We start from the raw sequence: 23,511 nt of genomic DNA on the forward strand, positions 1-23,511 counted from the left end.
TGTTTTTTTATTGATCTAACAGTTTATGGTTATTATTGCTCCCCCCCTTTGCGATATGATTGGGGTCAACGATATCAACATATAAGCATAAATACAGAGGGCAAGACACTGTGATTAGAGTTGCAATCAACGGTTTCGGGCGGATTGGACGTAACTTTGCGCGCTGCTGGGTGGGTAGAGAGAATAGTAAAATCGACCTTGTGGCTATTAATGACACGTCAGACCCTAGAACCAATGCTCATCTGCTGAAGTATGACTCGATGCTAGGGAAGATCAAAGGTGCTGAGATTAGTGCCGATGATAACTCTATCATCGTTAACGGTAAGACCATTAAGTGCGTATCCGATCGCAACCCAGAAAAGTTGCCCTGGAGAGATTGGGGAATTGACCTAGTTATCGAAGCAACGGGGGTGTTTACTAGCAAAGAAGGAGCGCTGAAGCATGTGAATGCTGGAGCTAAGAAAGTTCTGATTACCGCTCCTGGTAAAAACGAGGATGGCACTTTTGTGATTGGTGTGAATCATCACGACTATGATCACAACATACACAATATTATCAGTAATGCTAGCTGTACTACCAACTGCTTGGCGCCGATCGCCAAGGTGTTGAACGATAAGTTCGGTATCATCAAAGGTACGATGACCACCACCCATAGCTATACAGGTGACCAGCGCTTGCTAGACGCTTCTCACCGAGATTTGCGACGGGCGAGGGCAGCAGCGATCAATATTGTACCCACCTCCACTGGTGCAGCAAAAGCAGTGGCGCTGGTTATCCCAGACCTCAAAGGCAAGCTAAATGGTGTTGCCTTGCGTGTACCTACCCCGAACGTCTCAATGGTAGATTTCGTAGTTCAGGTTGAGAAGCGTACTATTACTGAAGAAGTTAACCAAGCTTTCAAAGATGCTGCCGAAGGTTCACTTAAAGGCATTTTGGACTATAGCGATCTCGAACTGGTATCTTCCGATTATCAAGGTAGTGATGCTTCTTCGATTGTTGATGCCAGCTTGACTTTGGTTATGGGCAATGACTTAGTAAAAGTTATGGCGTGGTATGACAACGAGTGGGGTTACAGCCAACGAGTCTTAGATTTGGCTGAATTGGTAGCCCAGAAGTGGGTTTAATTAAAGAGTTAGGAGTGAGGAGTGAGTAAAACTCATAACTTATAACTCATAACTTTTGAAGTGTTGAAATCCCTGGCTAAGACTTAGAACTTGGTCAGGGAATTTTTTTTGTTCGTCGTGAAATAGTACTGTTGATCCGGGTGTAATCTTGCCCACGATCGCAGCCCTCTCACCAAGATGTTGCACCAAGGCTAATGCTGGCTCTTGTGGCAAACACAGCACTAATTCAAAGTCTTCGCCACCGTATAAAGTATATTTTAGCGCTTGCTCTGGTGTCAGCCAATGGTCAAAAGCTGCTGGGAAGGAAATTTGTCTGCGTTCTAGCACAGCGCCAACGCCACTGGCACGGCAAATTTGGATAATCGCATCCGCCAAACCATCGCTGCTATCCATACCAGCAATGGGCATCGGGCATGGGGATGCTAAGATTTTCCAGAGGATTGGTAAGACATCTAACCGTGGCTGTGGGCGTTGATGTGCGCGGATTAGAGCCGTCTTTTCTTCGTTGTTGAGGTTTTCTCCAAATTCGGGATGTAAGAGCAATTCTAAGCCAGCTCTTGAGGCTCCATGAACGCCTGTAACGACGATCGCATCCCCGACAACAGCAGCAGAACGGCGGATAATTTGACTTGGGTTAGCTTGACCAAAAGCGGTAATTGCCAGAGTAATTACAGGCGATCGCACAATATCACCCCCAACAATTGAGGTATTGTATTTTTGCAGGCATTCTGTCATTCCCTGGTATAGTCGCTCAACCCAACTCACCCTAACTTCACCGGGGAGTCCCAACCCGACGGTGATTCCCAATGGCGAAGCACCCATTGCTGCTAAATCTGATAAATTGGCAGCAGCAGCTCGCCAACCAGCATCTTCTGGGGAAGTGGTGACATTGCTGAAATGTACGCCATCAACCAGCACATCTGTAGTCACCACCAAAGATTGCTCTGGTACAGTCACAAGGACTGCTGCATCATCTCCAATAATTTCTGGAGGACAGAAGCGCTGCAATCTTTCTAAAAGACCTTGTTCTCCAATATCTTGTACTTGTAGGGAAGATAACTCACTGTTCACAATCGGTTTTCCGTGTTGCAAAATTACTAAGAAAACTGATGATTTGCTTTACTGTTTAATATAAAAGTATCGTCTAGGAGTCAGTTGGGATGGTAACAACACCAGTAACCAGCATCACATTTGAGGAATACTTAACCTATGATCATGGCAACGATTTTCATTATGAACTGGTGGATGGCAAGCTGGAGCTAATGAACCCACCGACTATTCAACATTTCCTGATTGTCGATTTTTTGGATACTGCCCTGAAAGCAGAAATCAAACGTTGTAACTCTACTTGGCTATGTTTTCGGGAAAGTGGGGTGAGAACGGGTAGAAATAAATCTAGATTGACTGATTTGTGTGTAGTGACACTGGAGCAAGCTAGAGAATTGTTGAATGCCTCAGCAGTATTTGAGTCACCCCCGTTACTAATTGTCGAGGTGGTCAGTCCAGAATCGGTGAAACGGGATTATCGTCATAAACGCTCCGAATATGCAGCTTTAGAGGTTCCTGAATATTGGATTGTAGACCCAATAGAGTCAAAAATTTCACTGTTACTACTGGAAGATGGATTTTACGAAGAAACAGTTTTTACCGCCAGTGAGAAAATTGGATCACGGACTTTTCCAGAATTAGCGATTACAGTTGATCAGGTGTTTAGCGCTGGGAATCTGAGTCAGGGGAGTTAGGAGTTAGAAGTTAAGAGTTAGTAATTATTCTCCCTCATCTGCCTGATCTCCTGCTTCCCCTGCTCTCCTCTTATGCTGCTTGCGGCTCAACCAGATTTTCTATTCCCTGAATCACAGTTGCCGATTCAATTTTGTCACCCGCTTTCAATTTATCCAAGATTTCTCTGCCTTCAGTGAGATAGCCAAAAACGGCATAACGACCATCCAATAGGTTGCGTCCGGCGGGGGTGAGTTCTGGTTCAAACAAAAAGAAGAAAAATTGTGATGAACCACCATTTACTTCACTTTCGGGACGAGCCATCACCACTGCACCAAAAGCAGAAAAAGGCAGAACTGGCATATCGATATAACGACCAGCTTCTTCTAGTGTAATGCCATAGGTAGGTGCTTTATCACCCTGAACTAAGACTTCTAAGGGAATGGCGCGATATTTGCCCGTCTTTGGATCAATAAAACCCACGTCTTTGCCGGCTGGATCTCCAGTTTGCAGAAAGTAAGATTCTTCAGAACGCGTAAACTCTAAACCATTATAAAAACCCCTCTGCACCAAATCTACAAAATTACCAGCAGTGACAGGGGCGCTATAACCGTCCACTACGAGGGTCAAATCGCCTTTATTGGTTTTGAATTCTACAGTGGCACGACCTTTAAGTTGTGGTAGGTTACTGTACTGGGCAGGTACTTCAAAGGGGAATTCTTTCACCATTGACTCTTGTAACTGAGTTATGAGATTCAGAAGTTTGCCTCTGTCTTGCAGAATTTGTTCTTTATCTTTGCTGTCTGCCAATTCTTGCAATTTACCCACCCCAGATTTTAACTCGGTAATCCAAGCTTCAGCTTGGGGTTGGCGTTCTTCGGGAACGCTTGTTAAGATTTGAGAGGGTTTATCGAGAATACGGGATGCTTGGCTGATGTCTTTGGAAATAGCACCCCACCGCCGATTTGCCCGCAGTTGGGCAGAGATGTCCTCTAAACTGGCTTGTAGTTGCCGTACAGGTTTGTTATCTATCGGGAGTGCATACCGCAACAGAGCCTTACCATCGGTAATTGCGTTGCCGGCTGGCAGCGCGGCGCTACTGGAGGGAGTCCACCCAGCTGTAGTTATGCCTAAAAATATTGTCACCAGCAATATTGCCATTAGGCTGTTCTTCAGCCAGGATTTTAATAGGTTAGACATGGGATAACTCAAATGCAGCATTAAATTGTTGACTGGACGTAACCCATCAATCATCTTCCCACAGTAGGAGTGCTGTTAGCGATAGTAGGGCTTTTAGCCCGTGCTGGGTGCTGAGTCAAAATTAAATGCAAAGAGCCAGATTAGCAGATGGGAAGCTAAGAAAGAGTGGGGAGTAGGAGTGAGTAGCGGGACAAGGGGGACAAAAAGAATAACCCACGCCCAAGCCACTTGCTTCTCCTGTCGGAGACGCTGCGCGAACAAGTCGGGAAACCGCAGACGCTCGCAGGCTCGCTACCGCTGCGCTACCGCCCTTGGCGTCTCCCCTTTTCCCATTCGTGAGAGGCTAACGCCAAGGGGGATAGCGCAGTAGCTCCCCGATGCCCAATGACTAAATAATAACTAATTGCCCCGCTTGAAGGGTACAATAAATGCCGATTGTCTTCCAAAATTTGAAAGTTTCATGATCTCCAGTAACGATTTTCGACCTGGTGTTTCAATTGTATTAGACGGGTCTGTATGGCGAGTACTCGAATTCCTCCACGTTAAGCCAGGCAAAGGTTCTGCCTTTGTACGCACCAAACTGAGAAATGTTCAGAGTGGGAACGTGATGGAAAAAACGTTCCGAGCAGGCGAAACATTGCCGCAAGCTACTCTAGAAAAAAGCACGATGCAGCATACCTATAAAGAGGGCAATGAGTTTGTCTTTATGGATATGGAAACATACGAAGAAGGCAGATTGAGCATAACGCAGATTGGCGATCGCATAAAATACCTCAAAGAAGGTATGGAAGTCAGCGTCATCCGTTGGGGCGAGCAAGTGCTTGAAGTAGAACTGCCCAATTCTGTGGTTCTAGAAATAGTGCAAACAGACCCAGGCGTTAAAGGTGACACGGCTACAGGTGGTACAAAACCAGCAATTGTAGAAACTGGGGCAACTGTGATGGTTCCCTTGTTTATCACCCAAGGAGAACGCATCAAGATTGATACGCGTGAGGATAAATACTTAGGCAGGGAATAACTTTCATCTCCACCGAGATGCTTGCTCCTGATTTAAATCCCTACATAGGGATTAAATCCTTGCCACACTTAAGATACTCATTTACGGATAGGTCGAGGTAATAAAAACTGTGCCATTGGACTTTAATGAAATCCGCCAACTACTGGTAACTATCGCACAAACAGATATTGCAGAAGTTACGCTCAAAAGCGATGACTTTGAACTAACAGTTCGTAAGGCTGTGAGTATCAGCAATCAGGTGTTGTCGGCAGGTCAAGCGACCTTAGGCGGTGTGGTAGGTTCGGGATTGACATCGGGTTCATCTGGGGCAAATCAGGTCACCACGAGTCCGGTAACAGAGGTGGCCACAGGTCGCGTATTTGAGAATACTGGATCTGGGACACAATTACAGCTGTCAGTAAATCCTCCCTCAATCATTGATCAGAGATTAGTAGAAGTGCCTTCCCCAATGGTGGGAACGTTTTATCGCGCTCCTGCACCGGGGGAAGCGGCATTTGTGGAAGTGGGCGATCGCATCCGCAAAGGTCAAACAGTCTGTATCATTGAGGCCATGAAGCTGATGAATGAAATCGAAGCCGAAGTCTCCGGACAGGTGATGGAAATTCTCCTCCAAAATGGTGACGCTGTAGAATATGGTCAACCTTTGATGCGAATTAACCCTGATTAAGTATTAATCTATATAGGAAATGAGTCATTTCAAATGAGTCATCGTTAAAACTTTCAGTCCTTGCGGGTTAATCCTGATGAAACAAACGTTGCCTTTACCGCCAGAAGTGATGCAACAAGTAGCTGAATACTTCAGCCTGTTAAGTGAGCCGATGCGCCTGCGGCTGCTCCACTTATTACGGGATGAGGAAAAATGCGTGCAAGAGTTGGTAGAGGCAACCCAGACTTCTCAGGCAAATGTGTCAAAACACCTGAAGGTAATGTGGCAAGCGGGTATCCTTAGCCGCCGCAGTGAAGGAACTTGCGCTTATTACCGGGTGGAAGATCAAATGATTTTTGATTTGTGTAATCGGGTTTGCGATCGCCTCGCCACAAGGTTAGAACAGCAAGCCCGTAATTTTCGTGTGTTAAATGGTAATCGGTAAGCTTAATAGGAGTTATGAGTCATGAGTTAAAACTCTTAACTCCTGCACAAACGCGATTAATCGCGTCTCTAACTTTTTTAAAGCGGATAATTTTTCTGAAAGCTTTCACGAGTTAGTGGCTGTTCTAACTCTAGACCCTCACCACCTAAAACATCCAACGGTTTGCCGTTCACGTCAATGTACACCTTGGCTTTGGGATTTAAAGTTGTCGCAGTATAAACAACTTGTCCCACGCGACCGATCATTGAGGTGCTACCACCACCGCTGGTAAAATCTTCAGATAAATTAACGTGAACCTCGTTATTTTCTGACTTCAAACCTAAGAGTTTGGTTGCTTTAGGGATGGTTGTTGAATCTGTCCCTCCTGTTGGGCCTGCTAACAAACTTTGAAAAGCTGCCTCTAAAGGCTGGTTGGGTAGTATAGAAGCCACCTTAACAGGCTGGGGAACCAAAGCAATATTTTTGTCCTTTGGTCTTAGCCAATAAACGTTAGGCGTTTGCTCATTAACTGGCTGCCTAGTTGATGGATTTGCTGGTTGAGCGATCTGTTGAGAGGGGTTTGACGGTGTGGGAGTATTACTGGAGTGGGAAGTAAACCAAGCTACACTACCACCCACCGCTACAACCACTGCTGACACGGCTGCAATTGCGCCTGAAGAAATACGATTAGATCCTTGTTGGTCTTTCATGTTCAAAACCTTCCTGACTGAGGGCTGATATGGGAGTTATGTGAGGAGCAGCCTGGTTAAAGACGATACTTATAAGTGGAGAGTTTCCCACAACTTAGAGGAGGCTTGATGCATCAAAATACAATTATTTTTAATTCTGCAAGTCCCTTATTCAATTCTAGAATTTTTACTTCTAATCCGTCACCTCCAAATTATGTAAATCTCATTCTTTCTGGAGATGATTGAAAATTAAATTTACGAAGCAAAGGAACACAGAGGAACGTAAAGTAAAGTATTTATTCTTCTGCGTAAACCTTTGCACCCTTACCCTGCGGAAGGTGAAGCACCTATGCGTCTAATTTTTACCCTCTATCGCTGCGGTAATCCACTTATGAAGTGTGGTTGTAACTTCATCAATCACAATTTCTTGAGATTTACGGGTGGCTCTTTCTACAACTTCGACTTTGCCATTAGCGATCGCCCGCCCGGTTACAATCCGATAAGGGATGCCAATCAAGTCAGCATCTTTAAATTTCACTCCCGCCCGTTCATCGCGGTCATCTAGTAGGGTTTCAATTCCCGCTTGATTCAGTTCTATGTAAAGTTTTTGGGCGATTTCAACTTGTTGAGCATCTTTAATGTTAGGAATTGTGACGATCGCGTGATAAGGTGCGATCGCTACTGGCCAAATAATCCCATCTTTATCGTAAGATTGCTCTACGGCGGCTTGTGCTAGTCGTGACACACCGACGCCAAAACAACCCATAACTAGCGGCTTTTCTTCACCCTGTTCATTGGTATAAGTTGCTTCCATCGCTTCGGAATATTTAGTACCTAATTGGAAGATGTGACCTGCTTCAATTCCACGAGCGCTTTGTAAGGTTTGTTCTGGGTTATGGATGGCGCGATCGCCTGGTCTTGCCTTCCGCACATCCACTACTCTTTCTGGTAACTTAAACTGCTCACCCCAATTAGCACCAACTACGTGATAGCCAGCTTCATTCGCGCCTGTCACAAAGTTTTTTAAATCAACGACTGTTTGATCCACCAAGCGCAAAAACTTGGGATGAATCTGTTTATTGGCGGTAATATACTCATCTGCAATGTCTGGCGCAATGTAGCCTAAAGGTAGAGATTTAGCTGTCCATGTTTGCTGCGCTTCAACATTTGGTACATTCAAACTAATAATAGTTTTAGCACCATATTCAGGAGCTAATTTGGTCAATTCATTTTGCAACTTGACCTCATTAACATCTTGATCGCCTCGGATGTTCACCACAACCAACACTGTTATTCCATTATCATAAACTGTCTGATAAAGGACGTTTTTCACTAATTGAGTGGGAGAACAGTTAAGGAGTTGACAAACCTTTTCAATCGTTTCTGTTCCAGGTGTATCGCGTTTCTCGTAGGTTGTAAACCGTGAGGTTTCAGCGTCAATTGGTAAAGAAACAGCCTTTTCTACGTTAGCGGAGTATTTGCCATCCTCAGTGTAGAGAACTTCATCTTCACCAGCTTCCGCCAAAATCATAAATTCTGTGGAACCAGAACCACCAATTGCGCCAGAATCAGCTTCCACTGCCCGAAAAGCTAAACCAGAACGTCGCAGGATATTGCTGTAGGCTTTATACATATCCTGGTAAGTTTCTTTAAGACTGGCTTCATCGGCATGGAAGGAATAGCCATCTTTCATGATAAATTCCCGTCCGCGCATCAAACCAAAGCGGGGACGAATTTCATCGCGGAACTTGGTTTGAATTTGGTAGAGGTGCAGTGGTAGTTGGCGATAAGAGCGAATCATATCACGAGCGATCGCTGTGATTACTTCCTCATGAGTTGGGCCTAATCCTAATTGTTGTTCACGGCGATCGATTAGGGAAAACATGATCCCCTCAGCTTTGGTGTAGGTGTCCCAGCGTCCCGATTCCTTCCATAAATCAGCAGGTTGTAATTGCGGTAAAAGACATTCTTGTGCGCCTGTAGCGTTCATTTCTTCCCGCACAATCTGGGAAACTTTTTGCAGTACCCGCCACATCAGTGGGAGATAAGCATAGAGACCGCTTCCGATGCGACGAATGTAACCAGCACGGAGTAATAATTTATGGCTGGGAATCTCAGCATCAGCCGGATCATCCCGGAGTGTAACGAATAACATTTGTGACAGTCGCATCGTTTATAGCCTTTCTTTGCTCACTAATTTCTATGTCAACTAAAGTATGAAGTATTAAGGATGAAGTACAAAGTATACAGTGTTATTTCTTTTTCATTTTTATTTATAGCTTTCCGTCTTTTTTGATCACAACTTTAGGAGAGAACTACCTTGGCAGATATAATTTATCAAGCACAAGCACCCTTAGAATTTATTCCGCCGGCGTTTAACCCCTTATTACTACGAGTTGTCCATCTGTTGCTACCCAGTTGGATAAACTGGCAAACAGCTATTACCCAAATTGAAGCAGACAATGTAGAGGCTCTGGTAGATGTCTATCGCCAGTTTCAGGAGGGTAAGATCCGTTTTATGCTGGCATTTCGCCATCCTAAAACAGATGATCCACTTTGTTTGGGCTACTTGCTGTCTCAACTGGTGCCAAAGGTAGCACGATCGCAAGGTACAGCGCTAGAATTTCCGATTCACGCTCATTTTATCTACGATCGCGGCATTCCTCTATGGGCAGGTGCCCACGTTGGCTGGATCATGTCTCATTTAGGTGGTACTCCGATTCAGCGGGGTAAGGCTGACTGGACGGGGTTACGTTCGGCGCGTGACTTGTTTGTCAATGGGAAATTCCCGATGGCGGCTGCACCAGAAGGTGCTACCAATGGTTTATCAGAGAATATTAGCCCCCTGGAACCTGGTATCGCCCAATTAGGCTTTTGGTGTGCTGAAGATTTGCACAAAGCTGGACGCGACCAACAGGTTCTAATTGTACCAGTTGGGATTAAATATAGTTACGTTGATGCTCCTTGGGATGCGATCGCCAATCTTTTAAGTGAATTGGAAACGGCTAGTGGTTTACCTGTGAATCCATCAGAACATGCTTCTGTGGAGTCGCTTTATCCTCGATTATTGACTTTAGCAGAACATTTACTTTTGCTAATGGAACAATTTTACACGCGGTTTTATCATCAAAAGCTGCCGGATGCCAAAATAGTCGGAGAAATTGAAGATAGAAATGAATCGCTAGCAGTTCGTTTGCAAGCTTTATTAAATACAGCGCTACAAATATCAGAACAGTATTTTGACTTGCAGCCAAAAGGGAATTTGACTGACCGCTGTCGGCGAGTAGAACAAGCGGGTTGGAATTATATATTTAGAGAAGATTTTAAGGATGTAAAAGGAGTATCCACTGTAGAGAAAGCTTTAGGCGATCGCGTTGCGGAAGAAGCGAATGCGCGGATGTGGCATATGCGTTTAGTAGAAAGTTTTGTGGCTGTTTCTGGTAATTACATTCGGGAAAACCCAACGGTAGAAAGGTTTGCTGAGACAACTTTAATTTTATGGCAGATGATAGCTAAAATCAAAGGTGAGAAAGCTCTCCAGCGTCCGCAATTGGGTAAGCAAAAAGTCAAAATTACTGTGGGTGAACCCATATCTGTTTCTCAGCGCTACCCAGCGTATCAAGAAAATCGTTTGGGTGCTAGGCAAGCTGTTGCTGAAGTAACGAATGATTTACAACACGCGTTGGAAGGGTTGATTTGATTAGCAAGGTTGCATCTTTAGCTAGGAAGCAGAATAAAGGTGTCAGTCGTCAGGAGGCTTATTGATTTCGACCCCTTGGCTCCTGACTTCCTTAACTAGCAAGAGTGCAATGTAAATGCCCAAGTGTTTATCCGAAGCGGATATTACTTTCTAAAGTAGATTAATGCAGACAACAAATTTCTAGCGATCGCGGGTTTAGATGCCCTGTACGGAGATGCTGGCTGGATATGGTTTATTAAACTTACACAAATCCAACAATTTTTCAAAACTATCTAAGTAAAACGGTGCAAAAAATCTTAGGCTACTAGGCCTACTTGGCTTTACTCCTATTTCACATTGAATACAATTAGGTAAAATCAAAGTAATTTCAACTAAATATGTAATTTGTTATTTGAGTTTTATAAAATTACCGTTAACTTTTCCAAATTATATTTTCAGAATAATTACGCTTTTTTGTTTTTGTAATTCCACTTACAAATAGAGAAGTCCAGGAAATTGTGATTCCCTAAATCAATCAAGTTATAAATAATGAAAACTAACAGCTTACTCAATTTACTGAAGATTGGCATTACCACTTTTGGAATCTTCTTTGTGGCTGGTCAAGGAGCATATGCCTCAGACTTAAAAGGAACAGCATTTAGTATATCTTTGGAGTGTTTGAACGACACTACTGGTCTTTTTATGGGTCAAAACCCCACTGATGCTAGCGGCTGGCAGTATGCATTTGATTCAAACACAGATGGAATGAACGGGAACTATTGGGTTGGTGCCGCACCAGGGACAGTAAATCCCTACGATATCTCTGGTATGGCTATCAAAGAAACTGCTACCAGCGTCATTGTGGCAATCAATGGCAATATGAAGTTAACAGGAGAGGCTGAACAGGGTGCAGCAGGTGGTCAGATTGGATATGGTGATTTGTTCTTCAATATGGTGGGTAAGACCTTTGATAATGCAATGAGCAGCGGGGATTTGTTTGGTATTCATTTCTCCTCAGTGAACGCTTCCGGGGTACAACAACTAGGTGTTTACAGTGGTGTTCAGGCAAAGACAGTTACTAATATCAAAGAAGGCTACACTGTTGCTACATATGGTGGTTTGGCAGGAGGAGGGAATTCTTACGAAAGTCAGGTAAAAACAGGTGGTGGCGTTGCCAGTTATGGTGATTTGACCAGTAGTTACTTTACTAATAACGGCAATGACAATACATTTAATCTCAATGTCATTGACTCTGGAAAATATCTTAATGGAATCTCGTTTCTAGCACAGGGTGATATAACGCAGCAGTTGCTAACCACTGGCTACGATGCCAACAAATTCAACGGCACACAAACCATTGCATTTGAATTCAAGAAATCTGGTATTGTCCAATCTACTCCTGAGCCTGCTAGTCTCACTGGTTTAGGAATCGTTGGTCTGGCCTTAGCTGGCAGCAAGCGCCGCCAGAAATTAGCGTAGCAATTGGGTGGGGACTATTCACAATAGGGCTTGATTTATCTTCAGTGATTATGGACATGATAAAAGACTACATTTTTCTTAAAAAATCATCGCTGGAGTAATGGAATTTTGGATAAAGGTTAAGCGAAAAGTATCCCAATATCTATAGATTTCCCCACTCAACATTAAATAATTAAATTTCAATGCTCTTACTAGAAAGTAAGGGCATTTTTTATCTCAGAGAGTTATCAAATATAAAAACTACTCAGGCAATTCTCCAAACAATCTTGGTAAAGCTCATAATATTCGTTAAACAGAAGCAGACGAGCCGCTAGTTATTCTGCAAGATATAGATACACTTCTGTCAAACTATAGACATATCCGAAAAAGAATGTATAGACGTAGCACTGCTACGTCTATACAATAGTTCTGGATAATACATAATTAATTTCCTTTAACTTTTTATCCCACAAAGCATCAATTGGGTAATTCACCAAAACGTTCCCGGTAACGCTGCAAAAGTTGTTCGGCTAATTGTCGTTACTGTCGTTACAGCGTCTACAATTGGGTAAACAAAAAGTCAAAATTACTGTGGGTGAACCCATATCTATTTCTGAGTGTTAAGCTAAAAATCTTTTAATTTGCATCCTCCAAAAAATAAATCTCTTGTGGGGTGGGCAACATGAGCGCCCTAGTTGTACAAATTAAATGTGCGACAGCTTACCCAGCGTATAAAGAAAATCGTTTGGGTGCTAGGCAAGCTGTTACTGAAGTAACGAATGATTTACAGCACGCGTTGGAAGGATTGATTTGAAAAGGATGGTGAGGACAATTGCTTCAGATACTTCAAATCCTATGTTTCTATATATACAATGAGATTTGATGCATCAGAAAACGATACATCTTCTAAACCTTAAAAGGATTATACATGGCTAAAAAAGTTTCTATTATCAATATGAAGGGTGGCGTTGGCAAGTCAACCCTCACTGTTAATCTTGCTTGGCACTTTGCTGCATACAGACATTGGTCACAGAAAGTTTTGGTTGTTGATCTTGACCCACAGTTCAATGCAAGCCAATACTTACTTGGCGTGAGTAAGTATAAGGCAATACTTGATAGCGGGAAGCCAACTACATGGGATATTTTGGAACAGAACACACGCACACCTACAGGACTTAGTAAAATTATTGAGCCACACAAACCTATTCATAATGTTGTGACTTTTGTCACTGACAGCAGAATAGACCTTATTCCCTCAAGACTTGAACTCGCTTTCTCCCTGAAAAACCCTGCACAGAAAGAGAGACAACTTTCCAGAATACTTGCCAAGATAGACAATGAATATGATTTGATACTAATTGACTGTGCTCCAACTGAGTCAGTCTTGACTACAGCTGCGTATCTTGCTAGTGACTATCTGCTAGTTCCAGTAAAGCCAGAGTATCTTTCTGCTATTGGACTCCCTCTTTTGGTAAATTCCATGAATGATTTCAAGAACGAAAATGATGAGCATAATTTGAGCCTTGGGGGAGTGGTTTTTAATGCCGCAGAGAATTATTATCCAGAAGAACAACTATCAAAAAACATGGTGCGAGATTTAGCTTCTAAACAGGGTTGGTATGTATTTCAAGCAGAGGTTCCTTACTCTAAATCATTTCCCAAAGGTGCAAGAGAGGGTAAGCCTATTATTAACACTTCATATGCTCGTACAGTTCAAAAAGAACGTTTTATGAGCTTTGCAGAAGAATTTGCTAAGAGGATTAGTCTGTGACAGATAAACCAGAATTTGAACTAATAATAGAAATTGCTAAACTGCTCAAAAAGCACAGTCCAGAGTTTTCTAAGAGTCTTGCTGAACTTCTATCTTCGCCAAAATTTATAGAACACTTAGTTTCGGCTCTCTCAAGTACGAACACAATAAGTTCAACAGGTATAACTCAGCAAATAAAGTCAACAGCAAGTAATCAAAACTTGAAAACACCTCGCTCATCATTAACCAAAAAAGCTAAAATATCTCAAAAAAAAGAAAGTCAGTTAGCAAAAGGCAGTTTATCTGCAAGTGCCTCTTATCCGTCATTTTTAAAAGAGCTAGAGAAAACAGATCCTGAGAAATCAGCATTGCTGATCAAACTTTATCATAGCCTGATGAACAAAACTCTCTTACCAAATCTGCAAGATATTCGCAATTTTGCATCAGATACAGGCTTATCAATAATAAAGGCAACCTCTCGCAATAAGGCAATCATTCCTCTTCTCAAGGATTTATTATCTTTAAATATTGAGCAATTAAAGACAAAACTTGATGGACTGATGCCAGTTTTGCCCCAAGATGATCGCAGTCTTGAAGCTTGGGCAAATATAATTTTAGATAAAGAGCGGCAAGCAAAACAAGAAGACTGAATTTAGTGAGTTATCTATTCAGGCAATTCTCCAAAACGTTCCTGGTAATGCTGTAAGAGTTGTTCTGCTAATTCTTGCTGCTGTCGTTCCTGTTGGGCATGAATACTTGCTTGTTCTGCTCTTCTGGAGTGGGAAATCTATTACCTTTACCTTGCTCATCAAACCAGTATAGCCACTCGCGTTGCCATCCTTCATGGATACCTTAACCTCTACCAATTCCCAAGCCTATTTCAGGTATCTATGTGGGTTCACCAAGCTGGCGCACATATTTACCTTTTTCTAACCGATAAATTTTAAAAGGTTCATGTTTCTCACACTGATACTAATCAGGGTTGTAAGTAACATAATAAACAAGAATGCTTAGTTATATAAGACGTTATAGCACGTACACTCGCTATAATAAGCTTGACAGAAAAATGCTATCAATTGATTATGAACAATATTACTATATCTAATCTTGATGATGATATCAAATCTCGTTTAAAAAAACGAGCCGAAAAACATGGTCGTTCCCTTGAAGAAGAAGCCAGAGAAATTCTTTGTATGGCTCTAACAGAAAATCACGAACATCCCATAAACTTAGCTACTATACTTGAGGAACGTTTTGCGAATTTAGGAGACTTGGAATTACCGGAAATTCTTAGAGAACCTATTCGCACCGGATCAACATTTGAAGAATGATTATTCTTGATACAAACGTTTTGTCAGAATTAATGAAGCCTAAAAAGTCTGAAATAGTTCGGAGTTGGGCTGCTCAACAACCCTTAATGACTCTATTTACTACAACAATCACTCAAGCAGAAATTCTCTATGGTATCGCCTTACTCACTGCGGGAAAACGGCGAGAAGAACTTAGTCAAGCAGCACAACTGATGTTCTCAGAAGATTTTACTGGGCGTGTTCTTCCTTTTGATCAAGCTGCTGCTATAGCTTTTGCTAATATTGCGTCTCAAAGAAGACACCGTGGTACTCCTATTTCCCAAGCTGATGCTCAGATTGCAGCTATTTGTTACACCCATACTGCAACTATAGCAACACGCAATTTCTCTGACTTTGAAGGGTGTGGTATTTCTATTATTAATCCTTGGGAACTCCCCAGCAGATAGAAGCTACACCCTATAATTGAGGTGGACGATAAACACACAGTAGCTTATCGTTAGACATAGCCTTTTATAAATTAACTGGAAATACCTTAAATAAATTCAAAACTAAATCAGGGAAACAGCGCAGATTAACTGATTCATTTGGCAGATAAATAAACTTGCGACGATAACCAAATTTACCTTGCAAAGCTTGATAAGGTTCGCTATAGCATTCTAGATAATAATCTACTAAATTGAATATCCAATAATTACAAATACCTGGTTCGGCATAAATAGGCAGCTTTTCGTCTTGGTCATATTTTAAGGATGAATCACCAATCTCAATCAAGAGTAAAATATCATATGGGCTAGGATGATTCGCTAGATAGTCATCATCTCTATTTTTTGCAATTACTCTATCTGGTTCAGGCTCACTGTTGTTAGACAAAGTAATTGGTTGTTGTTTTCGCAGGGTTGCGCGATCGCCTACTAGTTTATATAACTCTCGCTCTAGGCGTGTTTCACAAACAGAATGCGGTGTACCTTTTGCTGCCATCTGGATTATTTCACCCTTAATTAGCTCAACTCGCTCATCCTCCTCAAAGAAGCCGAGTTCAGCTAGACGGTGATATTCAGCTATAGTAAAGCGTTTAGCAGTGGTAAGGCTTATAACAACTACGAGAATGCAGAGTTATTTTTATCTTAATTGACAAGGGTGCTACACAGACGATACCAACAACAAATAAGGGTAAAATTTTACCCCTATTTGTTGTTGTGTATTATTTGAAGAATAGCTAGAGAAGATTATTACTCTGTTAAGTGACTTTCTAGCAAAGATGCGATCGCTTCAGGTTGAATATTCTTGTATTTCTTTTTACCAAGTTCTAAAACACAGTTGGGGGCGCTGCTACAGCATTTTTGGCAACCAGTATGTTCAATGGTAACTTTGTCTAACAAACCGTGATCGCCCAAAGTTTTTTCTAATTCTGATAAAAACCCTTTACCACCACGTTTGAGGCAACCTGGTTTTTGGCATACCATAATCCTCGCTTTGGTTTCAGGCGGTAAATCTTGATTTGGACACGCATCAATTGGTGTCACCCGATAGGCTTTGATTTTTATCTTACTTGTGCGTGAGTCTAGCTTACTATGACCACAAACGCGAACTTGCTGGCCAGGAACTAAAGATGAACTTAGAGAACGGCGCAACTCTTTAGGCAGTTTAATTTCCACATTTCCAGATGGAACTGCCAATTGCAAGTATTTATATTTTCCTGGATCACCACCAACAAAACCTAGTAACTGTCCCTCAAGATTCAATTCTGATAACGTCAGATACTTGTTACCCATGATTGATAAAAAGTTAGGAGTGAGGAGTTTAGAGTTAGGAGTTAAAAGTTAGGAGTTAAAAGTTAGGAGTTAATAATCATAAATTATCATTCATAACTCCTAACTTTTTTTACGAGAGGCGTTTAGCTTCTACAGTTTGGGGTAAATTTGCTGCGTCTGGGAAATCACGAAATTCCAATTCCCAACCATTTGCTAGGGTGAGAATCTTGCCATCATTTCCATCGGTTTGTTTGACTACTTCTTCCTCAAGGTCTTTTTTAGCAACGTAGACTACTAAGGTACCGGCGTCATTCATGCGTAGCATTACTTTCATGAGATTCCTCAACAGATTCTAGTTCTTTTTTCATACAGCCGACGACGAACCCTGTTTCTAAGAAATGCACAGCATAAATATATGAACTCTGCAAATATGTGCCTATACTTGCTATGTAACCGATATCTCCTTTGTTCACTAAAACTTGCCCGACTTCTTTACCAGGAAAAGTACCATCGTTCTTGAGCAGTTTGCGAACTCTGACTTTTTCACCAATTTCAAAAGCCGGTGGCAAGTTTAGTTCTAATTCATCACGTTGCATGAGAATACCTCTGTTCTCTGACCAAATTCAATAGTTCTTCTGTTGTCAGGCTGCGTTTTTTCTGTACCGATTGATGACGCACTGCGTCTAAAACAGACTGGGTTTCTTGGGAGTTTAAGAAAATTCCATGCTGCTCTAGCAAGTTTGAAACCAAATGCCGTCCAGAATGTTTTCCTAATACTAAACGCCGTTCCCAACCCACCTCTTCGGGAGCAAATGGTTCGTAGGTGATGGGGTTTTGTAATACTCCGTGAGCATGAATGCCAGATTCGTGAGCAAAGGTATTTTCGCCAACGATCGCTTTCCAGGGTGGTACATCTGCACCTGATGCAGCAGCAACTAGTTGAGACAGTTCCAGCAAACCGGGTGTGTCGATGCCCAAATCAACGCCGTAGATGCGTTTAATCGCCATCACAACTTCTTCTAGCGCTGCATTTCCCGCTCTTTCACCTAATCCATTAACTGTGGTATTCACTGATAAGGCTCCAGCTTTGATACCCGCAAGAGCGTTGGCTGTTGCCATCCCAAAATCATTGTGCGTGTGGATTTCTAGGGGAATCATCAAAGCTGAAACCAGCCGTTTGACCTTGGTGTAGGTGGTGAAAGGGTCGAGAACTCCTACGGTGTCGCAGAAGCGGAACCGGGATGCACCCCATTCTTGGGCATAAAGTGCTACATCTAAAAGGAAGTTTTCATCAGCCCTAGAAGAATCTTCTCCGCCGACTGCTACCCAAAGACCTTGATCGACGGCGAAGCTGATACAATCTTTGAGTTTTTGCAAACTTACTCGCCATTGACCGTGGAATTTGGCGGCGATTTGGATACCAGAGACGGGAATGGCGATATGCACCCGGTTCAGACCGCAAGCGATAGAAGCCTTAATATCTGAGATGACAGCACGGTTCCAGCCCAGGAGTTTTGCTTCTAAACCTAACTCAGAAATTGCTGCGATCGCTCGTATTTCTTCGTCACCCATTGCTGGTATACCAACTTCTAATTCGGGAATACCAATGGCATCGAGAAATTTAGCGATCGCTACTTTTTCTTCTAGGTTAAAAGCAACACCTGCTGCTTGTTCGCCATCACGCAATGTAGTGTCATTAATTATGATTTGATTCATTGCAAATATCCCTCTCTTGGAAGTATTCTTAATATCCTTTCTCTCTACAATCCCCAGCGATGGTAAATGCTAAAAATATCACAATTCATAATGTAGGATACATGATCCTTAATTATTGACCGATTATCAGCATTACATCTGTATGACAGGGAACTAAAACCATGTATATTTTACTAATCGTTTTTACCGATGTCGGTTGAAGTTTGTTCGAGTAGCAATGAACTAATATAGCTATTAGCAAGTCCTGAACAAAGTAAGACACAGAATCCAGCAATTAAAGATGTAATCATCTTGGGAACCTCAGATTTTCTAGAGCATTGGGGTGTAATTTAGGCAGATGATGGGTACAAATTAGCTAACTGTGTTCTGCTAGCCAGTCAAAAATCTTTTCTAGCTGCTCCAAGTTAACTAAACCATACTGCCAGAGGAGCATCGCTAACGGACCATTTTCTGACTCCCGGTGTCGCAAAGCTACAGCAATATCCGCATTTGAAAGTTCAAGTTCCTTGTGCAAAAAATTGAGGAGTTTTATATCTCTGTTCCGATTAGGCATAATTGATTGAACTTTCAATTTATTAATTTGGGAAAGAATTAAAAATCAGAAATTTCCAGTCTTGTTTGGTAATTTCACTCTTGTAATTGTCACTAGATGTCAGGAAAATTTCAGATTTAGGAGACTAAACAAAATCTAAAACTCGGTTAATCCCTCTCAGTCTGCAACAAATTCTGCTAGCGGACAGTAGCTTCAACTTCTAAATATCGAATAGATTTGTGCATCTATGAACAAAAAGTATGAAGTGCAGTGCTTGCGTCATGAATTCAAGATTAATAGTCTCTGAATTAGGTTTAACAAAAACACTTCATTTTTCATCATTGTAATGCCAGCAACGCTCTAGCCACTCCAATAATTCCTGACGAGAAGCTAGAAATTGCATAACTGTACTGCGAATTAGAATTACTTCTAGCAAATTGTTCACTTGCACTCGTAAAGAACCATCGGGGGGACAAGAAGTATTAATTTTTAACTCTTGCAAACGGTGATAGATTCGCCAGCGATCGCTCAAAGGAATCTGCAAAACTTGATCGCCTAAAGGCTCAGAACTAAGTGGTGAGGCATTTAATTCTCTCATATTGGCAAAGTGGGGAAGATCACGGGGATGAAGGAGAATAATTACTTACTACTAATTCCTGTCTGCTGTTTCCTAATTTCTAAGGTTTGCAGTTGTTTTTCGAGTTGCTCAATACGTGAGAGCAAAGAATAAATCACGGTTGCTTCCACATCGGGTAGCTTTCCATGTTCTAAAGGAGAAAGGCTGGCGTTTTCATTTCGGGAAATAATTCGGCCAGGAACTCCCACGACTGTGCAATCGCTGGGGATATTCCGTAAGACAATCGAACCTGCACCAATACGGACGCGATCGCCAATTTCAAGATTACCCAAAACTTTCGCACCCGCCCCGATCACTGCATTTTTACCCACTGTGGGATGACGCTTACCGCTTTGTTTACCAGTTCCGCCAAGGGTGACGCCCTGGTAAATCAGTGTATAGTCACCGACGATCGCAGTTTCGCCAATCACAACGCCCATTCCGTGGTCGATAAACACACCCTGACCAATTTCTGCACCTGGGTGAATTTCAATTCCGGTCAAAAATCGCCCCAAATGAGAAATAAACCGGGGAATAAAACCCACTCCTCGACTATGTAACCAGTGAGCAAGACGATGCAAACAGAGTGCGTGCAATCCAGGATAGCAAAACACCACCTCTAGCCAATTACATGCTGCTGGATCGCGCTTAAAGATAATGCGAAAATCACTCAATAATGGCTCAAAAAAAACGCCAGAAAGGAGATTTTTCAGCAGAGATGTATGTGCAGAATCCTGCGTTTTGATAGTCTGAGGATTCTTGATTCTGTCTAAAGACTGTTGCATCGGTACTGTCTATCTGGTTGAAAGAGCCATGTGCTATTTTTATGCTTATATCAGGCGACTTCCAACTTGATAGGAAACCCAATGCTGATTGGATTTATTGGATTGATTAAGGTTGTACTCAAACGCCGAAACTCCGACTTAAGATAAACTTAAAATAGGTCTTGGGGTAGGGGCGCTAGTATTTAACGATTGGGGTACTAGTATTTTTTGGGCAGGGTTTAAGAATTTATGTACTCGCTACAAGAAACTTTACCTGTAAGCCTTTGCTAAGATTTAATCACGAGATTTTACTATCTATTAAGCTGTACTCAAATGCACTCAAATATGAGTTAAATTAGAATAAAAATAAGTTTTTTGTATATCCTATTACTATTAGTATCTTATTATTTTGTTAGGCGAAAGACAAGTTTCTTTATTTTCTCTTAGGATTTGCTGTCTGTATATATATATACGTTTCAAAATATAGTTATAGCTCATAGTGAATATCTTATTATATAGATGTGTTGAAGGAAAGCATTTCAAGAAGTGCAAATATACCTGCTTGTCGAGTTGCTTCCAACTATCAGCAATACTGTCTCAAAGGTTTTTGAATTAGTTTGGCAACGTATTGAGTCATAGAATAAAACTTTGAGTAAAACAACAGGGTTTTTCTTTGTGCAGCAAATTATCTAATGGAGAAATATACTTACCAAATTGGCGAATTGTGCCAAATTCTTGCTGAAGGTAATCCGAAACTAAGGGGTAAAAACTAACTTTTACTACTTTTATTATTTTTTCAATTGTTCTAAATAAACAGCAATCTTCATCATAATGCTGTTAGATTCTTGTTAAGAATAGTTACGGTTATTAACACAAGGAAATATTTTTATGGTAGCTGCGCTTAATAATAATGCACCACATCAGGTTGTTATCGTTGGTGGTGGTTTTGGTGGACTATATGCAGCAAAGGGTCTGAATGCAGCGAATGTAAATGTTACTCTCATTGATAAACGTAACTTTCACCTATTTCAGCCGCTTTTATATCAAGTTGCCACAGGGACGCTATCACCTTCTGACATTTCCGCACCATTGCGATCTGTATTTAAGAAAAGCAAGAATACAAAGGTGTTGTTAGGAGAAGTAAATAATATTGATCCAAAAGCGCAACAAGTTTTTTTGGGTGATGAAGTAGTACCTTATGATACATTAATTGTCGCCACAGGTGCTAACCATTCCTATTTTGGTAAGGATAACTGGGAAAAAGTTGCTCCTGGTTTGAAAAGTGTGGAAGATGCGATAGAAATGCGTTGCCGGATATTTGGCGCATTTGAAGCAGCAGAAAAAGAAATTAATCCAGAAATTCGCCGTGCTTTCTTGACTTTTGTGATTGTGGGGGGTGGCCCGACTGGTGTAGAATTAGCAGGTGCGATCGCCGAGTTGGCACACAAAACTCTCAAAGAAGATTTCCGCAGCATCGACACTTCAGAAACGAAAATTTTACTATTACAAGGGGGCCCTCGCATCCTCCCACACATGGTGCCAGAGTTATCGGCATCAGCAGCAGTATCTTTGCAAAAGTTGGGTGTCGAACTCCACACTCACACCAGGGTGACAAATATTGAAGGTGATACCGTTACTTTCAAGAAAGGCAATGAATTTACAGAAATTACCTCAAAAACTATATTGTGGGCAGCAGGTGTCCAAGGTTCCCCAATGGGGAAAGTCTTAGCAGAAAGTACAGGTGTAGAGTGCGATTACTCTGGGCGTGTAATTGTAGAACCTGACTTGTCTATCGAGGGTTATGACAACATTTTCGTAATTGGAGATTTAGCTAACTTCTCCCACCAAGATAGTAAAGTCTTACCTGGTGTTGCACCCGTAGCTAAACAACAAGGAGAGTATGTAGGTAAACTAATTAAACGACGGCTTCAAGGTAAGACTTTGCCACAATTTCATTACAACGATGTGGGTAGTTTGGCGATGATTGGGCAAAATTTAGCTGTTGTAGATTTAAGCTTAATCAAACTCACAGGTTTCATTGCTTGGGCATTTTGGCTACTAGTTCACATCTACTTTTTAATCGAGTTTGACACTAAATTCCTAGTTGTATTTCAGTGGGCGTGGAATTACATCACTCGTAATCGTCGCTCTAGATTGATTACAGGTCGAGAACCTATTGTAGAAGCAAAAACTGTTAACAATAGCGTGCAACAGCCTTCTGCGACACCTCTGTAACTTCAGGTATCCACAAGGGGCTATTAGAGTAATGAGTGCCGTGTGGTAGCAAATCTTGGGCGAAGATTAGCTGTTCTACGAAAAGAATATGGGGATGAGATACCGCCCTCAGCAATTTTGGCAATTTGGCATTTCATGACTTCGAGTTGCAGTTTAAATGGAGATATCAACACAACGGGACAGTGAAGAAGTTGTACGAGGGATAGGGCAAAACTTCCCGCTTCTGGTGTCCCAGCTATGCCAGTTGTCAAATGAGTGCTGTAGAATAGCTCTACATAATTGATACAGCGCTCAACAGAGTTCAGTTCCCGCTCTGCAACTGGCTAGAAATCAACAAAACCAAATATATAGCGCTTCTCGTTTGGATAGAATACGCTCTGACCTCTCTCCTAAAAGGAGAGAGGCTTTGAATTTTACTCCCCAACGCTAGTAGGGAAGGGGCTGGGGGTTAGGTTTGTATTCCATACAATTGACCACTTATACCCCTCTGGGGAAACAAGCTACGCGCAGCATCTCTCTCTGGAAGAAGCAACTGGCGCACAAATCAGCTTTACCTGGGCTGAATATTTCAATTTTCGACACTCATTAATGGAGTTCAAAGACTCATTAATGAGTATCAAAGACTCTTTAATGAGTATCAAAGACTCTTTAATGAGTATCAAAGACTCATTAATGAGTATCAAAGACTCATTAATGGAGTTCAAAGACTCTTTAATGAGTATCAAAGACTCATTAATGAGTATCAAAGACTCATTAATGAGTATCAAAGACTCTTTAATGAGTATCAAAGGCTCTTTAATGGAGTTCAAAGACTCATTAATGAGTATCAAAGACTCTTTAATGAGTATCAAAGACTCTTTAATGAGTATCAAAGGCTCAT

The 23,511-nt window shown here is 41.8% G+C and carries 25 protein-coding genes and 1 pseudogene; 13 read left to right on the forward strand and 13 right to left on the reverse strand.

Annotated elements, in window-relative coordinates; genetic code table 11:
• Window positions 1-110 precede the first annotated feature (110 nt).
• On the forward strand, window positions 111-1,124 hold the full coding sequence (locus V7K35_RS12835; protein ID WP_335079455.1) for a type I glyceraldehyde-3-phosphate dehydrogenase: 1,014 nt from the start codon (window positions 111-113) through the stop codon (window positions 1,122-1,124).
• A gap of 39 nt (window positions 1,125-1,163) precedes the next feature.
• On the opposite strand, the gene thiL is transcribed toward V7K35_RS12835, so the two are convergent.
• On the reverse strand, window positions 1,164-2,195 hold the full coding sequence (gene thiL / locus V7K35_RS12840) for a thiamine-phosphate kinase (RefSeq protein WP_335079457.1): 1,032 nt from the start codon (window positions 2,193-2,195) through the stop codon (window positions 1,164-1,166).
• An 89-nt stretch (window positions 2,196-2,284) separates the two neighbouring features.
• On the opposite strand from thiL, the gene V7K35_RS12845 reads away from it, so the two are divergent.
• Complete coding sequence (locus V7K35_RS12845) at window positions 2,285-2,866, forward strand: Uma2 family endonuclease (protein WP_335079459.1); 582 nt, start codon at window positions 2,285-2,287, stop codon at window positions 2,864-2,866.
• 70 nt (window positions 2,867-2,936) lie between these two features.
• Here V7K35_RS12845 and V7K35_RS12850 read toward each other — a convergent pair whose 3' ends face one another.
• Window positions 2,937-4,043 carry a peptidylprolyl isomerase gene (locus V7K35_RS12850; RefSeq protein WP_335079644.1) on the reverse strand — a complete coding sequence of 369 codons (1,107 nt, stop codon included), beginning with the start codon at window positions 4,041-4,043 and terminating at the stop codon, window positions 2,937-2,939.
• A gap of 460 nt (window positions 4,044-4,503) precedes the next feature.
• Between V7K35_RS12850 and efp the strand changes: the two genes are divergently transcribed.
• The 3 genes from efp to V7K35_RS12865 all read left to right on the forward strand — a co-directional run bounded on the left by efp (window position 4,504) and on the right by V7K35_RS12865 (window position 6,152).
• Entirely contained in the window at window positions 4,504-5,061 is a 558-nt protein-coding gene (gene efp, locus V7K35_RS12855; protein ID WP_334797193.1) for an elongation factor P, read from the forward strand.
• A 109-nt stretch (window positions 5,062-5,170) separates the two neighbouring features.
• A complete protein-coding gene (accB, locus tag V7K35_RS12860) occupies window positions 5,171-5,728 on the forward strand; it encodes an acetyl-CoA carboxylase biotin carboxyl carrier protein (protein WP_335079461.1) in 558 nt (185 codons plus the stop codon).
• Window positions 5,729-5,804: 76 nt separating this feature from the next.
• Complete coding sequence (locus tag V7K35_RS12865) at window positions 5,805-6,152, forward strand: ArsR/SmtB family transcription factor (RefSeq protein WP_334797195.1); 348 nt, start codon at window positions 5,805-5,807, stop codon at window positions 6,150-6,152.
• Window positions 6,153-6,229: 77 nt separating this feature from the next.
• On the opposite strand, the gene V7K35_RS12870 is transcribed toward V7K35_RS12865, so the two are convergent.
• The gene (locus V7K35_RS12870; protein WP_335079463.1) at window positions 6,230-6,841 is read right to left on the reverse strand and encodes a GerMN domain-containing protein; all 612 of its coding nucleotides are present in this window, start codon (window positions 6,839-6,841) and stop codon (window positions 6,230-6,232) included.
• A 334-nt stretch (window positions 6,842-7,175) separates the two neighbouring features.
• Window positions 7,176-8,990: a proline--tRNA ligase gene (locus V7K35_RS12875; RefSeq protein WP_335079465.1), complete on the reverse strand. Its 1,815-nt coding sequence runs from the start codon at window positions 8,988-8,990 to the stop codon at window positions 7,176-7,178.
• Window positions 8,991-9,140: 150 nt separating this feature from the next.
• Between V7K35_RS12875 and V7K35_RS12880 the strand changes: the two genes are divergently transcribed.
• From V7K35_RS12880 to V7K35_RS12910, 7 genes and pseudogenes are all read left to right on the forward strand, one after another.
• The gene (locus V7K35_RS12880) at window positions 9,141-10,520 is read left to right on the forward strand and encodes a 1-acyl-sn-glycerol-3-phosphate acyltransferase (RefSeq protein WP_335079467.1); all 1,380 of its coding nucleotides are present in this window, start codon (window positions 9,141-9,143) and stop codon (window positions 10,518-10,520) included.
• A 528-nt stretch (window positions 10,521-11,048) separates the two neighbouring features.
• Window positions 11,049-11,978, forward strand: coding sequence for an XDD3 family exosortase-dependent surface protein (locus tag V7K35_RS12885; protein ID WP_335079469.1), 930 nt, complete (start codon window positions 11,049-11,051; stop codon window positions 11,976-11,978).
• 528 nt (window positions 11,979-12,506) lie between these two features.
• A pseudogene (locus V7K35_RS29695) lies at window positions 12,507-12,771 on the forward strand (hypothetical protein); the annotation flags it as partial.
• A 114-nt stretch (window positions 12,772-12,885) separates the two neighbouring features.
• Complete coding sequence (locus tag V7K35_RS12895; RefSeq protein WP_335079474.1) at window positions 12,886-13,728, forward strand: ParA family protein; 843 nt, start codon at window positions 12,886-12,888, stop codon at window positions 13,726-13,728.
• Entirely contained in the window at window positions 13,725-14,357 is a 633-nt protein-coding gene (locus tag V7K35_RS12900) for a hypothetical protein (RefSeq protein WP_335079476.1), read from the forward strand. Before V7K35_RS12895 ends, V7K35_RS12900 begins: the two co-directional genes overlap by 4 nt.
• A 432-nt stretch (window positions 14,358-14,789) precedes the next feature.
• Window positions 14,790-15,038 carry a FitA-like ribbon-helix-helix domain-containing protein gene (locus V7K35_RS12905; protein WP_335079478.1) on the forward strand — a complete coding sequence of 83 codons (249 nt, stop codon included), beginning with the start codon at window positions 14,790-14,792 and terminating at the stop codon, window positions 15,036-15,038.
• Entirely contained in the window at window positions 15,035-15,463 is a 429-nt protein-coding gene (locus V7K35_RS12910) for a type II toxin-antitoxin system VapC family toxin (protein WP_335079480.1), read from the forward strand. The genes V7K35_RS12905 and V7K35_RS12910 overlap by 4 nt, the downstream gene beginning before the upstream one ends.
• 64 nt (window positions 15,464-15,527) lie before the next feature.
• Here the strand turns inward: V7K35_RS12910 and V7K35_RS12915 are convergent, their stop codons facing one another.
• From V7K35_RS12915 to cysE, 8 genes are all read right to left on the reverse strand, one after another.
• Window positions 15,528-16,109, reverse strand: a complete 582-nt coding sequence (locus tag V7K35_RS12915; RefSeq protein WP_335079645.1) for a Uma2 family endonuclease — start codon at window positions 16,107-16,109, stop codon at window positions 15,528-15,530.
• Between the two features lie 137 nt (window positions 16,110-16,246).
• On the reverse strand, window positions 16,247-16,789 hold the full coding sequence (locus V7K35_RS12920; RefSeq protein ID WP_335079482.1) for a (2Fe-2S) ferredoxin domain-containing protein: 543 nt from the start codon (window positions 16,787-16,789) through the stop codon (window positions 16,247-16,249).
• Window positions 16,790-16,898: 109 nt separating this feature from the next.
• Entirely contained in the window at window positions 16,899-17,102 is a 204-nt protein-coding gene (gene nifT / locus V7K35_RS12925) for a putative nitrogen fixation protein NifT (protein ID WP_335079484.1), read from the reverse strand.
• Window positions 17,077-17,364, reverse strand: a complete 288-nt coding sequence (locus V7K35_RS12930) for a nitrogen fixation protein NifZ (protein ID WP_334811376.1) — start codon at window positions 17,362-17,364, stop codon at window positions 17,077-17,079. The genes nifT and V7K35_RS12930 overlap by 26 nt, the downstream gene beginning before the upstream one ends.
• Window positions 17,354-18,484, reverse strand: coding sequence for a homocitrate synthase (gene nifV / locus V7K35_RS12935; protein WP_335079486.1), 1,131 nt, complete (start codon window positions 18,482-18,484; stop codon window positions 17,354-17,356). Before nifV ends, V7K35_RS12930 begins: the two co-directional genes overlap by 11 nt.
• A gap of 355 nt (window positions 18,485-18,839) precedes the next feature.
• Window positions 18,840-19,037, reverse strand: a complete 198-nt coding sequence (locus V7K35_RS12940; protein ID WP_334797208.1) for a DUF2949 domain-containing protein — start codon at window positions 19,035-19,037, stop codon at window positions 18,840-18,842.
• Between the two features lie 307 nt (window positions 19,038-19,344).
• Window positions 19,345-19,614 (reverse strand): Asr1405/Asl0597 family protein, encoded by a 270-nt coding sequence (locus tag V7K35_RS12945; protein ID WP_335079488.1) that lies wholly within the window; start codon window positions 19,612-19,614, stop codon window positions 19,345-19,347.
• Window positions 19,615-19,655: 41 nt separating this feature from the next.
• A complete protein-coding gene (gene cysE / locus V7K35_RS12950) occupies window positions 19,656-20,417 on the reverse strand; it encodes a serine O-acetyltransferase (protein WP_335079490.1) in 762 nt (253 codons plus the stop codon).
• Window positions 20,418-21,284: 867 nt separating this feature from the next.
• Here cysE and V7K35_RS12955 point away from each other — a divergent pair.
• Window positions 21,285-22,631, forward strand: coding sequence for an NAD(P)/FAD-dependent oxidoreductase (locus V7K35_RS12955; RefSeq protein ID WP_335079492.1), 1,347 nt, complete (start codon window positions 21,285-21,287; stop codon window positions 22,629-22,631).
• Window positions 22,632-23,131: 500 nt separating this feature from the next.
• Here V7K35_RS12955 and V7K35_RS12960 read toward each other — a convergent pair whose 3' ends face one another.
• Entirely contained in the window at window positions 23,132-23,503 is a 372-nt protein-coding gene (locus tag V7K35_RS12960; RefSeq protein ID WP_335079494.1) for a hypothetical protein, read from the reverse strand.
• Between the last annotated feature and the right edge of the window lie 8 nt (window positions 23,504-23,511).

The organism is Nostoc sp., assembly GCF_036917275.1.
GTDB lineage: Bacteria > Cyanobacteriota > Cyanobacteriia > Cyanobacteriales > Nostocaceae > Nostoc.

Coding starts and splice junctions, on each gene's coding strand:
- V7K35_RS12845 (WP_335079459.1), top strand. CDS start 2,285: ATGGTAACAACACCAGTAACCAGCATCACATTTGAGGAATACTTAACC.
- V7K35_RS12850 (WP_335079644.1), bottom strand. CDS start 4,043: ATGTCTAACCTATTAAAATCCTGGCTGAAGAACAGCCTAATGGCAATA.
- efp (WP_334797193.1), top strand. CDS start 4,504: ATGATCTCCAGTAACGATTTTCGACCTGGTGTTTCAATTGTATTAGAC.
- V7K35_RS12865 (WP_334797195.1), top strand. CDS start 5,805: ATGAAACAAACGTTGCCTTTACCGCCAGAAGTGATGCAACAAGTAGCT.
- V7K35_RS12870 (WP_335079463.1), bottom strand. CDS start 6,841: ATGAAAGACCAACAAGGATCTAATCGTATTTCTTCAGGCGCAATTGCA.
- V7K35_RS12875 (WP_335079465.1), bottom strand. CDS start 8,990: ATGCGACTGTCACAAATGTTATTCGTTACACTCCGGGATGATCCGGCT.
- V7K35_RS12885 (WP_335079469.1), top strand. CDS start 11,049: ATGAAAACTAACAGCTTACTCAATTTACTGAAGATTGGCATTACCACT.
- V7K35_RS12895 (WP_335079474.1), top strand. CDS start 12,886: ATGGCTAAAAAAGTTTCTATTATCAATATGAAGGGTGGCGTTGGCAAG.
- V7K35_RS12905 (WP_335079478.1), top strand. CDS start 14,790: ATGAACAATATTACTATATCTAATCTTGATGATGATATCAAATCTCGT.
- V7K35_RS12910 (WP_335079480.1), top strand. CDS start 15,035: ATGATTATTCTTGATACAAACGTTTTGTCAGAATTAATGAAGCCTAAA.
- V7K35_RS12920 (WP_335079482.1), bottom strand. CDS start 16,789: ATGGGTAACAAGTATCTGACGTTATCAGAATTGAATCTTGAGGGACAG.
- nifT (WP_335079484.1), bottom strand. CDS start 17,102: ATGAAAGTAATGCTACGCATGAATGACGCCGGTACCTTAGTAGTCTAC.
- V7K35_RS12930 (WP_334811376.1), bottom strand. CDS start 17,364: ATGCAACGTGATGAATTAGAACTAAACTTGCCACCGGCTTTTGAAATT.
- nifV (WP_335079486.1), bottom strand. CDS start 18,484: ATGAATCAAATCATAATTAATGACACTACATTGCGTGATGGCGAACAA.
- V7K35_RS12940 (WP_334797208.1), bottom strand. CDS start 19,037: ATGCCTAATCGGAACAGAGATATAAAACTCCTCAATTTTTTGCACAAG.
- V7K35_RS12945 (WP_335079488.1), bottom strand. CDS start 19,614: ATGAGAGAATTAAATGCCTCACCACTTAGTTCTGAGCCTTTAGGCGAT.
- cysE (WP_335079490.1), bottom strand. CDS start 20,417: ATGCAACAGTCTTTAGACAGAATCAAGAATCCTCAGACTATCAAAACG.
- V7K35_RS12955 (WP_335079492.1), top strand. CDS start 21,285: ATGGTAGCTGCGCTTAATAATAATGCACCACATCAGGTTGTTATCGTT.